Raw genomic sequence first — 13530 nt, 5'->3', positions numbered from 1 at the left:
CGATCAGGCGACTTCAGTTTTCAAGGACCCGATGACGATGTCATCCGGCCACACCTGCACCATCCGCCAATAATCGAGCAACCCAAGGTCCCGGCAAAGATCACTGAAACGATCGTCTCCGCGCAGGTTCTCGGTTGCCGGAATGAAAAGCCATTGGGTCCTGCGCCAGCTTTGGCTGTTAATTAGTCGTGGGTCGATGCTTGCCTGTATGGACCCGACACTCCTGCCACGGGCGAGAAGAAGACCGTTGGCGATTTCATAGGCTGCATCCAGTTCGCCAAGCGACGACAAGAGCATGACGCCCTGACCTGCATTGGCTGGTCCATGAGGCGCGGACTGCAATATTGCGTCGCGGGCCTTGGCAATGTCATCAGCCAAGCCACTATCGAGCGCTATTAAGGCAGTTCGCCAAACACTCGCCGTGCTCAACAACATCGATGCGGGCCGGTTTTCTCTATCCTCAAGCATCGTGATTGCCGCACGGGGACGCCCGGTAAACGCGTAAATCATTAATCGCGTGTTCCATACCCATTCGTTTCGCGGCCAGAGGTTCAGGGCTCCATCAATCACCCGATCTGCGTCTGCCACTCGCCCGAATATCCAATGCTTGAGGGCTTTTTTGAAAAGTAGCGAAGGTTGCATCGGCCGGATTGCGATTGCGCGATTGAGCCATTGGCTCGATTCCTCGCATCGACCGACACATTGAAGCAGGACGACAAGAAATTCGATAGCCTCTACATTGTCTGGTGCAATGTCGATGACTTGTCGGACCCTGTCTTCGGTTTCCTTCCAGTCTGCAAAGCTGAATCTGAGCATGGCGATGGCGAGCAAGGCATCGCTCTGCTCGGCATCCAGGGAAAGCGCACGTTCGGCGGCTTCCTCGCTAGAACTCACCATGGCACCCGTTTCCTGGAAAGGCACCATTTCGGCCGCTTTATATCTGGCGTAAGCCAGCAGCCCCCAGGCCTCGGGGCGGTCGGGGTAGCTTTCGGCCAGTTCTTCAAGCGACTGCTGAGCCCTCACAATGCCATCTTGGGTGTTGAGAAGGCGCCGCGCCAAGCCAATCCTTGCAAGATAGTCGGCTCGTTCCTGCAAGAAGAAATATCCCCAAGCAGTGGCTCCTAATATGGCTGCGGTGGAGATCGAACCGGCTAGCATTGCTCGACGAGACAGACCGCTTCCAGCACCGTCAAGATCATCTCGCGGCTCGACACCTGCGAGCCCGGGCGGTTCGCCAGATTGCGAATCGGCCCAGGTGAGTCGATAGCCGATACGCGGAATCGTTTCGATCGTGAAATCCGCGCCCGTCTCCGCACCCGTGCGGCGGATCGCAGCCACTGCTCGGTTTATCGCGTCATCGCCAACAATCCTCCCGTCCCAGCACAGCTCGATCAGATCGTCCCTCGCCAATACCGAACCGTGCCCGTCGATAAGTGCCAAAAGGACCTGCATTGCGCGCGGCTCGCATTTTGCGGCGCCTTCGGGACCCTCGATTGTCCGGATTGATGGGCGGATAGTGGTGCGCCCAAGCACAATGTCTCCACGGTGTGCAAGATCGAGGCAATCGCGCTCTTTCGGGCCAGTCGTCGGCAAATCATCAGCCAAACATCGTCGCTCCATCATTAACTGTTCCGGCTGAATACCCGATACTCTCGGAAGACTACCGGGATACAGATTGTGACATCGACGCCCAAAATAGGCCTATTTCTCAGCATCGTCAGCCTATTTCGCACGTCCATTTTCGCAAAGAAAAAGTCCGGTTGGCATTCCACCGCGACGGGGTCCGTCTCGCCGCTGAATACTGGTAGATGGAGGCACCAATGAAAAGATCGCAAATTCGCAAGTTCTTCCTTGCAGGATCGGTTTGTGGGCTGCTGGCAGCCTGCGGTGGAGGAAGCGGCGGTGGTATCGCCAGTACGCCTCCTCCATCGCCGACCCCACCGATGGGAAGTGCTGCCGCTCCTCCTATTCCGGCTGGACCAATTGGCCTGCAGAGTTCGGCGCCGTTCATTACTGCCAGTGTCAGCACTGACGGCTGGGGCTCCATTTGGTCAGAGGAAGATGTCGTTCGGATAACGTATTCGGCGACCGACGGAACCTATCGGGTTGATGGTGGAACCTATGTTCCGCTTACCGCCGACGGCACTTACAATTCCAACGGCTGGACCAACATCGAGCGGACCCGTGGGTACATATCAGTTGACGGCAGCTCTCAATTCAACAGCAAATCCTTTTCACTCGATTGGCCCCAATCATCGCGCTTCACCTACACAAGTTTCGGGAGCGAGTATCAGTCTGCTTCGTTTGGCGAGCACAAGCGTGTCCTTGCCTACGGGATTCCAACTTCGGCGAACGACGTGCCCATCACTGGTACGGCAAGCTACTCGGGCGACATTCGGGGGCTCACAAACGGCAGGCTATCGCCGACTGGTGGCGTGGGACCGAGCCTTGACGTCTTTGGTTCTGTCGATCTCGCCTTCAATTTTGCGGCGGGAACCTTGAGCGGTGAAATGAGGCCCAGGATTGCGATTGGTGTCAATGGCACGCCGCTAGGGACCTATGCGTTTCGAGACACGGTCTATTCGACGGGCAGTACCAGTTTCTCCGGTTCTTTTGCTGCGCCTGGTTCCAATGCGGAATCATTCTTCCGGGGTAGATTCACCGGGCCGCAGGGGACGGAACTGATGGCGAATTGGCAGGCTCCGTTCGTTTATCCCAATACTACTGAAATCGGCACCATGGCGGGCGTTTGGATCGCCCGAAGGAACTAGCACAGGGAGGAAAATATCATGTTGTTCCGCGCAAACATGGCAAAATCGATTGCCGGGTTGGTATGCTTTGGTCTTTCCGCCTGTGGTGGAGGGAACAGCGGGATCGCTTTCGCGCCGGATCCAATTGCGGCGCCTCGCCCCACACCAACTCCTGCTCCCACTCCCGCTCCGCCGAATGTGCCAGTCACGATTTTCGCCAATCCGTCGCCCCAGCAATACGCCGGGATTGGTGTCAGTACGACAAATGCTGGCGATGGCTATTCGGCTATCGAACAAAATACGCGGCTGATAGATGTCTCGATCGAGCCCACCCGCCAGCCCAGTATTCGGTACAACGCGGCGGGCTATTATGAGGTGCGGCTGCCGGGTGCCGCTTATGACCGGCTAATTCACTACAAGGGACTGCTCGATCCGACCCGCGACAACAATTTCTTCCAGACTGCGTCCGCTTCACAAAATCATGCAACTTTCATAACCCGGCGCAGCGCCGATCTTGGGTTTCAATATTCGGAGCTGGCCAGTTGGAGCGATGCAAATAGTGGCTTGACTGGATATCTCGCGTTTGGCTCGCCAACTCCGACCTCGTCAATTCCGGTCACTGGCAGCGCGACGTATCGAGGCGTCACATCGGGCCAAGTCGATATCACCTATTTCGACAATCTTTATGGCGGCTATTATTTTGGCGGGATAGACGGCTATTCGACACTCAACGTCGATTTTGCTCGAAGCTTGTTAACAGGATCGCTTGAACTTTACGTGCCGGATGGAATGCAATCGCGCTTGGTGGGAAATTTCACGACGTCGCCAATGACTCTGACATCGGGCACCAATTCCTTTTCAGGCCAATTCATAACCGGTCTGACCGGCTTCAACCATTTCAATGGGCTCTTTACCGGGCCGGCCGCCCAGGAAGCCATCGGTTCCTGGGCTCTTCCTTTGATGATCAACGGTCAGTCACATCAGGCGATCGGGGCATGGATTGCCCGCCGGCAGGACGGTGCCCAAGCAGGGCGGTGATGAAAAATGCGATCCGCGCCTCACTTTGGATTGTCTCGTCGCCAGCTTGCCCATGCCTGCCTAGGTGTTTCATGGGTGCTGGCGACAATGTCCCAATCAGTTCCTGCGGTTGCATCTGCTGATAAAGCCCAAGAAAGACAGGAGGTCAGACTGGATGCAGGTCAACTTCTCCTGCTGGCCGAAGAAGCGCAGCATAACGGCGATCTCGCTACCGCCGAAACCGCGTATCGCGCCTTGTCTGATGACCCGTCGCTCGAAATTCGCAGCGAAGCGCGGTTCCGCCTCGCAGGACTGAACATGTTGGCAGGGCGCTACTCCGAAGCGGCGGTCTTGTTGCGCTCGATCCTCGATGAGATCCCCGACGCACAGCGGGTTCGTCTGGAATTGGCCCAAGTGCTAGATTTGATGGGAGACGAAGCGGGAGCACGCCGCGCATTGCGCGAAGCACAGGCTGGAGGATTGCCACCCGAAGTGGCGCGCATAGTTGATCACTATTCGGCTGCCTTGCGCGCACAAAGACCTATCGGCGCCAGCTTCGACATAGCCCTGGCACCTGACAGCAATATCAACCGCGCTACACGCTCAGACTCGCTCGGTACGATATTTGGCGACTTCACGCTCAACGAAGACGCGAGAGAGCGATCTGGCGTCGGACTGGCAATCCGCGCGCAGGCATTTGCGCGCTTTCCGATGAATGATCAGGTAAACTTGTTCAGCCGTGTTTCCGGTTCAGCCGATCTTTATCGCGAAAAGGACTTCAACGATCTGGCCCTCGCGGCAACGCTCGGCCCCGAGCTTCGCATTGGTGCAGATCGATTTTCGGTCGAGGCCGGCGGTTTATGGCGCTGGTTCGGCGGAGCCCCATACTCGAGCGCCGTCACGCTCAATCTGAACTACTTCCATCCGCTCGGACGCGAAGCGCAAATACGCGGGGCGGCAAGCGTGCTCTTCAATTCCAACCACTTCAACGCGTTGCAGGATGGAATTACCTACTCAGTTTCACTTGGCTACGAGCGCGCTCTATCAAGCCGCGCGGGCATCGGAGTGACGGTTTCAGTTGATCGCCAATCGTCGCGCGATCCAGCGTATTCAACTTGGGCAGGAATTGCCATGCTCTCGGCCTACCGAGAAGCGGGGCCAATCACGCTAATCGCAACTGCAAGTTTCGGGCGAGTAAGAGCGGACGAACGACTAGCACTGTTTCCTGAAAGGCGGTCTGACCGCCTTTATCGAGCCAGTCTTGGAGCAACATTTCGAAATTTCCGCATCGGCACATTTGCACCATTTATCCGCGGGACGCTTGAAAGAAATACAAGCACCGTTGAAATTTTCGACTATCGGAGGACGCGAATGGAATTAGGTGTTTCTAGAGCATTTTAGGAACCCGCTTCCGACCTTACCGTCCGGATGCGGCCCAATTCCGTTCACAAGACCAATTCCTGACGACGACTGCATTCTGGATCGACCAAACGCCACCGCAATGGCGACAATTGGGGTGGAAAGCGGACAAAAGCTTAGAGAGCAGATTGTGTCGAATAGAGGACTCTCAATCCGCCTGTCGGGGATTTAAGCCCCTTCTCGCTATCAAACTTAGTCGATCTGTTTTCGAGCGCTACGCTACTGCGGAGCGCTCTGACGGTCTTGCGCACCATCACTATTGATTTGCACGATCTCACCATCGACCAATACGGCGTCGATGTCTCTCGTGGCTGCGATGTCAATCAACGGGTTTGAGCGCAACAAAACGAGGTCAGCTTCTTTACCAACTGCGATTGACCCGATGCGGTCATCAGCGTCAAGGTACCGCGCATTGGTAATAGTTGCTGCCCGCAACACCTCTGCATTTGTCAGACCGGCACGCACCAGCTGTGCCAGCTCCTCGTGCAGCGAGATACCGGGCAATACAAATGGATTTGAGGCGTCAGTCCCGACAAGTATGGCGACTCCTGCGCGGTGCATATCGCCAACTAATTGGCGCTGCCTGACATGAACCGCGAGCCCGTCAGCCACGCTCGCAAAAGGCCCTCGCGGGTCGTCGGATGGCGTGACGATATTGCCATAAATCTCGCTTAGCCGCGCCACGAGGGCCGGATCTGGTTGAGCGGAGGGATATTGCCAGCGGGGATCGTCCAGCACTACGAGAGTCGGAACGATTCCAACCCGGTTGTCTCGGAGCAGACTGAATAGTGCCGCTGCCTTTTCGTAGTCGTAAGTTTCCGCAATCTCCAATAGGCGACCGTTGACCAAGGCGTATGTTTGTGAAGCGTCTCCGCTTAGTGCTGCCAATTCGTATATGTCGCGCCAGCGGTCTTCCTCGTTGGACGCATCGATGAAGAATCCGCGCAGGTGCTCGGCGGTGGTTAGGCCCATTTCTGCCGCTTTCGCATAGCCTACACGTCCGGGGACATGACCGACCATCGGCAGATTTCTTGCGCGCGCTCTGGTGGCAATCGCGTTAAACACATCCGGGTCGAGGTCGGTGTAGATTTTAATGAAATCTCCGCCCGCATCGGCAACCTGATCGACCAATGCTGCTCCTTCTTCGGGAGTGTCGGCATGCGCAAAGTGCATGAGCCATCGGTTGCGCTCAATTCCATCAAGAATACGCAATGAGAGGAACAATTCCGGGCCTGCCACGAGTCCGCTGGCCACGTCGGAACGCATTTGCAGCTGACCGCCAGATCCGGCCTCCAATGGCGCAAAATGGGTGCCCATATCGCGGACTGTGGTGACACCGTATTCCAAAAACAGCGGCAGTCCTGAACGATCGGTATGAACGTGCATGTCGATGAGACCCGGTATGAGGAATTTGCCGGTCCCATCGATAACCTGTGCGTCCGCGCTTGGTGGTTCCTCATCGGACATCGAGACATCGGCGATCACACCGTCCACAATCATAACTGTGCGGTTAGGTAAAAATTCTCCGTTCTCGACGTTGAGAACCGAGACATTCGTGATCCTCACTTGGGCTTCCACGATCGAAGGGGCGGAGAATATCGCTGCGAAAGCTAATGCGGTGAATTTAAATATGCTCACGGGTATCCCTTTGTTTGCCATACATTGCAGCAAGTGAAGGCACGTGGCAAATAGGCTTGGAAGTCAGGTCTGACGTGAGCAAATTCATCGCTTACGATGGGACGCGCCTATCTATCGTTTCATTTTCAATCATAATCCGCGTGTCGCGGGTTTAAGTCTCTTCTCCGTCACCATCTTCCGAAGGAAAGCGACCGACGGCAAGCTTGCGTCGTGCTCGCGCGTTTGCGACACTTTCGGTTCTTGGGACTGGCTATCGCGCTCGATGCTTCGCTGGGGTCAAATGCATAGGTTCGCGAGCGGATAAAGCAGCGCAGCATTTCGTGTCCGCGTTCTGTGGTCACGCTCTCGATCAACTCCGCGCGGCATATCTCGCCGCTCGGCTCAATAATTTCGAGACTGGCATCATCAAGCGCGGCATTCAGTTCCAGTCTTCCGTCGAGGCCAACAATATATTCTGACCGCGATGGCATCGCGATTGCCACCGTTCCTGGGGGGAAGCGCTCGCCCCTGGGATCGACCAAAGCAATGATCCTCGGGATATATCGCGTGACGTCTAGTTGCACCCGCGCGACCGATCGCGGTGCCGCGGTGACATATTCTTCGATACTACCGGCTGAAACGTCAGTTGGCAGGCGAGCTGGATCAAAGCCAATCTTGATCTCATTATATCCAGGCACTTGCCCGATGAGCAGGCTTCCGCCGCGGCCAGTGGTGCCTGCTGGTCGATTTTCGCGCTGGATTTCAAGATCGTTGATGCCGTTGGCATCGGCCAAGATGTAGGTGTCGCTACCGCCCTCTGACGCAAAGACTTCTCCATCGGCAACAATCAGAGAACCGCGCATTCCGGCGCGCATTGCCAAATCGCTTCCGACGACTTCGGCTTGCACCTCCATTCGCGCCCAATGTTCGCGTCGAGATACCGATGCCGCTACCCGATGTGTAGAACCGAGCCCCGCAACGAGCGAGTATCCGGTGTCGAGCGGTTCAATATCAGGATCGTAATATCCGCCCTGCAAATATCCATGTCCCGAAGAATGCGAGTAGCTGACTTGACCAAACCGTGAACCGCCCAGCGACATCGAAAGGCCCACCAAGAAGGACAGTCCATCGTGACCGCGGCGATCGCTGCGATAGCTTGCATCGAGCGAGAGGTTTATCCCCCGCCTGACACGGTGACGATAGTTGGCAGAGATCAGGCGAGTGACCTGTGCAGGGTCTGTCGGCTGCGATGCGTTGCGCCGTTCCTGCTGAATTGCCGATAAGCGAACCTTGCCGTAATCACGCAAGTCGAAGCCGATATTGGCCGCGATAAGCGATGGCGGCGGTGCATCGCCATTAGCACTGGCAATGTCCGCGAAATAGGGCGACACAGTGCGGTATTGCACTGAATAAGAGAGCTCGCGGCCAACGCTTTCATATCCGATCTCAACAAGTGTTCCGCCTTGCTCGCCCGTAGAGAAATAGTTCGCTCGACTGGCACGCATAACGACAGACAAGATGCCTTGGTCGCCTATGACCAGATCTCCCGTCACACCGGCGGTGCTAACGCGGCCTCCCAATTCGACCATGACCCCCGCGGTCAGGCGTGACGTCAGGCCTTGCCGATACATGCTGCTTACAGCGAGTGGACCGTAGTCATTACTTGCACGCCCGTAATTCCTGCGCACCGCGCCAACATTCAGCGCTGCTTCTCGCAACTCCGGGGCCAGCAAGGCGCGTGACGAATAGAAATTCACCGTCCTGATGGTTTCCCGCCCAAGCGCGTCGCGCACCACGACGCCTACTTCACTACGGCCAACCGGAACTGGAATGTCTCGGACCGTGAACTCACCCGATTGGATCTGTGCGCTCCCCACTCGCCGATCGTTTACCAGCACGTCCAGACTTGTCGGGACGGCTACGCTATCAACAAAATCGGGCAACGGTTGTGTCACAATGTCTGGGCGTAAATCGAAGTCAGTGCCAATTCTGATGCCACCCATTCGCACGGCGCGCGCGCCGTTTGGGGCCTGACTGATGAAGTCGCCCAATGTGGCTGACAACGTTTCTGCTGGCTCGCGGATTGTCAGCGCAGTTTCGAGTCTTGTGACTCCGCGTGATTCGCGGCCTCCGCTCGTGTCGAAGCGTGCACTAGCCTCCAGCGCGACATTGCCCCTCACCAGCCGCGGTGCAACCAATCCGCTCAGGTGGGCACCGTCCCCATCAAGCTGGGCTGAAAGGTCGTAATCGACGATTAGCGCAGTGAGATCTGAGATCGCTGTTACCGCTCTTGGTCGCGCGCCCGCGAAAGAGACAAGGTTGGCGCCATTCGAATAAAGCGGCATTTCGATCGACAAGATGTAGCTTCGCGTATCGAAGCTATGCGTCAGGCCTTCGACGGAAGACAGTCTGACAAATTCGGTATCGGGCAATGTTCGCACTATGCCTGCCGACAGGGCAAAGCCGCTGGCGATGGCCAATTCGTTGCCAACGCCGCGCATGGCTACGATGCGATCCTGGCGCTCTCCGTTGATGACGACATCGGCATAATAGGTGCCTCGATCCCGGTCAGCGGTGGGATCTTGCGACGAAGAAGTGTTTCGGCAGAAATGTGCCTCACAACCCTGTGCTGTCTGAGGGGGCAGGGCGAACGGATCGTTCTGGGCGCTTGCCTTTAACGACTGAAACGCAAGGGCAACTGTCGCTAGACCCGTAGCTGCCTTAAGAGCAGTCTTGGTGCGCGATCGCATCGATCGGCTCATCGGCAGCCAGCGCAGACACGCTTACAACGGCATCGGAGCAGGCGGTATCGATCGGCAACGGGATGCTCACCCAGCTGTTGCTGAATACATATTGCAGCGCTGCTTCTGCGCCCAGATCGACAGGCTGGCCTGCGGCATTGACCTCAAGATTTGTCAGTCGCAGCACGCGGCCGCCGCTGTTGCCGATCAGAAGTTTGCCCGGTTGCACAACAAATTGCGGACTGGCTGGGGCGACCGTATCGCTGCCTGTAAACAGGGGAAGTGTCAGCCGTAGCCGCGTCTGTGCTGTGCCCGACCTTGCGACGGTGGTTCCGGGAAGTTCATCTATGACAACGCGATATCGGCCCTCGCGGCCCGCTTGATGTTCGCTGCGTGACAGGACGTGGAACGATTGAGCCTGGCCAGGCTCGATACGGACAATGGACGGCGAGACTATGATATCCTCGGCTTCGGCATAATGATCTTCGCCATCGACCTGCGTCCATTCGAATACGCGAAGCTGAATAGCGAGCCGGTCTTCACCCTGGTTGCGCACGAGCATTTGCGTGGCAGACTGCCCAGATGGCAGGCTGAGGCTGAGCGGTGTAACATTCATGTTGGCGCGTGGCGTGGCAGCCTGCGAACGTGCATCTGCGGGCAAGCAGGCTGCTACCATGATGGCGCAAAACAAAAGGAGCGGCGAGTGCTTCATCACACCCACCGCTCCTAATGGCGATGTCCGAAAAAACGTTTAATCCGCGTTAGAAGTTAACCGTAACCGTGATCGTATCGGCGTAAAGGCCCGCAGGGACCTTGGCGACCCCTTGGGGAATGCGACCGTAAGCGGTCACCGTCGAGATGCCCAGAACGTTGGCAGAACCGCTGACCGTGTCGATACCGAGGTCGTCGCCCCACCGTGTGCTGCGGGCGAGGTTTTGATAGATATCATAATTGAGGAATTGATCATTTCCTGCATTCGCAAGACGACGCTGGCCGGAATCCGCGTTAACACCATCGTCCAGCTGAATTTCATAACTGGCGTTCGCGGTGCAAGTGAGCGTGAGCGTCGCAGTAGAATCTACGTTAGATGCACCGACATCGGTGATCGGTCCGAAGGCCATTGCAGACGAGACGACAGTGCAATTTTCTAGCACAGTTGCGGAGACCGGCATGGTGCCGGAAGTGCTGTCTTGGGCGGCGGCCGGCTGCGCCAGCAGAACGATAGGGACTGCGGCCAAGGCGACGGCATAGCTACGAGTATTGTTCATGACGTGCGTTTCCTGGATTGCGAGGCGAAACGCCCCAAGCATTCCACGCTAGTCGCACACCAACTCATAACATCGACGCAAGGCTAAGGGTTAACACTCTAGGCAAGAAACAAGCTTAACAATTTTTGCATTTTTGGTGCTGCGCAAATTCGTTGCTCCTAAGACCCTTGGCTGAAGAGCATGCACGTGGAAACGCATTGACGAACCTCTGTTGGTCACTGTCAGCGTGTCAGGGGTTCGCGTCCTTCCTCCGCTTTTACCACTAACACACGGTTGGCAGTGATCGCGCTCCGCACGCTTTAGGCGGCTAGCCCAATGTCCGCTGGTGGCAGGTGCCGTGTTCGGTGGAAGCGTCATAAAATGAATTGAGCTGCGGAAGATCCAATTGAGGATTGCCTTTGGTAATATTCAAATAGCACTTCACGCTGCGGTCGAAATAGGGGCATCACAAATCGATGTTGACTGTCAGGAACCTGACTGATTTTGGGCACGAATTTGACAAAGAGATGTAAATTTATTTTAATCGAGACGGTCGGAATTTTCAAAAATTGATAAATGAGGGGGCGTTTGATGGGTAATTTTAGCGGCACTAATGCGGGAGAAACAATCGACGGCACGAACGATGCGGACACGATTGAAGGGCTCGGAGGCGCTGATACCCTCAATGGACTCGATGGTGATGACGTCATCGCCTCTGATGCGAACGGATCAACGAACCAGGATGACGGCACAGAGGTTGATACCCTTAACGGTGGTAACGGGGACGATGTGCTCATCATAGGCTTTGGCGACAACGCCGATGGCGGAGCAGATTTCGATACGATTGACTTCAATTGGAGGGGTGCCGTTGCCGGAGTCACCGCCGATTTTACTACGCTTTTCAGCACCGGTACGGACACGATTGCTGGCGGAGTCATTGCCAACGTTGAAGCAGTTCGCTCGATTATAGGGAGCGATTTCGGCGACGACATCGACATCACGGTGCTCAGCACACCTACCGATTTCATTGGGGGCAATGGAGACGATATTTTTCGCTCGTCTGCGGACTATGCTAATATTCTTGGAGGAGCAGGAAACGATACTTTGATCGGAGGCTACGGCTTTTACGCCGGCGGTGAAGGCGACGACACGATTGAAGGCGGCGGCTCTTTGTATGGCGATGCCGGCAATGACATTATTACTGTGACTGCCAATGTAGGATCCAATTCCAGTAACACTATCGATGGCGGCACTGGTGATGACACGATCACTGGCGGGGCAACGTTGGGTAACGGCTCAACGGCTGAAATTCTCATCGGCGGCGAAGGCTCAGACACGATTTTTGGCCGCAACGGAAGGGACCTGATCACAGGCGGAACCGTGGCATTCTGGCATTTCGATACCGATGTCGACACGATAGACGGGGGTGCCGGCAATGACTCGATCTACGCTAGCATTGGGGACAATATTGATGGCGGTGACGAGGAAGCCGGTACCAATGGCGACAATCTGTACATCAGCTACCTTGGTGCAGCCTCGGGTTTGATATTGGATTTCTCGCTGCTCGCGGGTGGCGGAACAGCGGTCGTCCAAGGCGGCACAATTACCGATATCGAATTCATAACAGTCCGTGGGACAGATTTCGACGATGAGATCACTGTATTTGGCAACGGTGCTATTGAAGGGAACGATGGCGACGATCTGCTCGTCGGCGGAGTTGGTAACAACGACCTAAAGGGCGGCGCGGGTGCCGACATAATGCAGGGTATGGACGGAAACGATCGCCTGTTCAGCGGCGACGAAAACGGGAGCGGCAGCTCTGTCGATACGCTCGAAGGTGGAGCAGGTGATGATTACCTATCGGGCGGTTATGGTGACAATTTCAACGGCGGTTCGAATTTCGATACGGCGGATTTTAATTTCGCTGCGGCTGGAGCCAATGGCGTAACAGTCGATTTTTCGACAGTTCTCAATAGCGGCGGCACAATTGTTGTTGGTGGCGGAACGATCCAGAACATCGAACACATTGAGGTCATCAATGGAAGCGTCGGTGACGACGATATCACCGTTGGCACAAACCTGATCTTGGCTGGCGGTTCCGGCCTCGGCAACCATACGGCGATATATGGCTATCTGGGCAACGATAAGCTGACCGGAGGTGCCACCAACGACGACATCCAGGGCGGGGAGGGTGACGACGATCTTTACGGCCTGGACGGCAACGATTTGCTTTCCGGCGGAGCGGGTAACGACCTGCTATTCGGAGGAGACGGGAACGATAGTCTTGTCGATGTAAGCGGTGGCAATAACATTTTGGACGGCGGCGCCGGAGACGACACTCTACGTGGCGGTGACAGTTTCGCGACTGGGGGAATAACATACCTACGCGGCGGCATTGGCAACGATACTCTGAATGCCCAGGGTACAAACGTCGTAGCGCTGTACGATGACAGCGGCATCGCGGTAACCGTCGATCTCAACATCTTTGGAAGTCAGTCCGTCGGCGATCGAGGCAATGACATCTTCAACGGCGTAGACGGAGTAGCTGGCTCGCAATTCAACGACAATCTGATTGGCAATTCTTCCGACAACAGACTTGAAGGGAGAGATGGCGCGGACACGCTGATGGGCAATGGCGGTGACGATTATCTCGACGGTGGCAGCGGCGACGACACGATTTTCGGCAATGATGGCCATGACATTATCGATGGCGGCTCGGGCAATGACATGATGTTCGGC

General features: G+C 56.1%; 9 protein-coding genes. 4 read left to right on the top strand and 5 right to left on the bottom strand.

Annotation, left to right across the window (positions count from 1 at the left end):
• Positions 1–3: 3 nt before the first annotated feature.
• A complete protein-coding gene (locus AAC850_RS11865) occupies positions 4–1620 on the bottom strand; it encodes a winged helix-turn-helix domain-containing protein (RefSeq protein WP_340589137.1) in 1617 nt (538 codons plus the stop codon).
• Positions 1621–1820: 200 nt separating this feature from the next.
• Here AAC850_RS11865 and AAC850_RS11860 point away from each other — a divergent pair, with 200 nt between their 5' ends.
• The 3 genes from AAC850_RS11860 (at position 1821) to AAC850_RS11850 (ending at position 5168) form a co-directional block, all read left to right on the top strand.
• On the top strand, positions 1821–2771 hold the full coding sequence (locus tag AAC850_RS11860; protein ID WP_340588972.1) for a hypothetical protein: 951 nt from the start codon (positions 1821–1823) through the stop codon (positions 2769–2771).
• 18 nt (positions 2772–2789) lie between these two features.
• Positions 2790–3788 (top strand): HupA family protein, encoded by a 999-nt coding sequence (locus tag AAC850_RS11855; RefSeq protein WP_340588971.1) that lies wholly within the window; start codon positions 2790–2792, stop codon positions 3786–3788.
• 234 nt (positions 3789–4022) lie between these two features.
• On the top strand, positions 4023–5168 hold the full coding sequence (locus tag AAC850_RS11850; RefSeq protein ID WP_340588970.1) for a porin family protein: 1146 nt from the start codon (positions 4023–4025) through the stop codon (positions 5166–5168).
• Positions 5169–5405: 237 nt separating this feature from the next.
• Here the strand turns inward: AAC850_RS11850 and AAC850_RS11845 are convergent, their stop codons facing one another.
• From AAC850_RS11845 to AAC850_RS11830, 4 genes are all read right to left on the bottom strand, one after another.
• Positions 5406–6824 carry an amidohydrolase family protein gene (locus AAC850_RS11845; protein WP_340588969.1) on the bottom strand — a complete coding sequence of 473 codons (1419 nt, stop codon included), beginning with the start codon at positions 6822–6824 and terminating at the stop codon, positions 5406–5408.
• Positions 6825–6991: 167 nt separating this feature from the next.
• Positions 6992–9553 (bottom strand): fimbria/pilus outer membrane usher protein, encoded by a 2562-nt coding sequence (locus AAC850_RS11840; protein WP_340588968.1) that lies wholly within the window; start codon positions 9551–9553, stop codon positions 6992–6994.
• Positions 9525–10220, bottom strand: coding sequence for a fimbrial biogenesis chaperone (locus AAC850_RS11835; protein WP_340588967.1), 696 nt, complete (start codon positions 10218–10220; stop codon positions 9525–9527). The genes AAC850_RS11840 and AAC850_RS11835 overlap by 29 nt, the downstream gene beginning before the upstream one ends.
• Before the next feature lie 85 nt (positions 10221–10305).
• A complete protein-coding gene (locus tag AAC850_RS11830; protein ID WP_340588966.1) occupies positions 10306–10812 on the bottom strand; it encodes a Csu type fimbrial protein in 507 nt (168 codons plus the stop codon).
• 570 nt (positions 10813–11382) lie between these two features.
• Between AAC850_RS11830 and AAC850_RS11825 the strand changes: the two genes are divergently transcribed.
• Positions 11383–13530: beta strand repeat-containing protein (locus AAC850_RS11825; RefSeq protein WP_340588965.1), on the top strand; the 2148-nt coding region annotated here is incomplete at its 3' end.

Origin of the sequence: Erythrobacter alti, from assembly GCF_037996805.1 — a bacterium.
In the GTDB taxonomy this organism is placed as follows: Bacteria; Pseudomonadota; Alphaproteobacteria; order Sphingomonadales; family Sphingomonadaceae; genus Alteraurantiacibacter; species Alteraurantiacibacter alti.
This window is presented reverse-complemented; position numbering and strand designations above follow the sequence as displayed.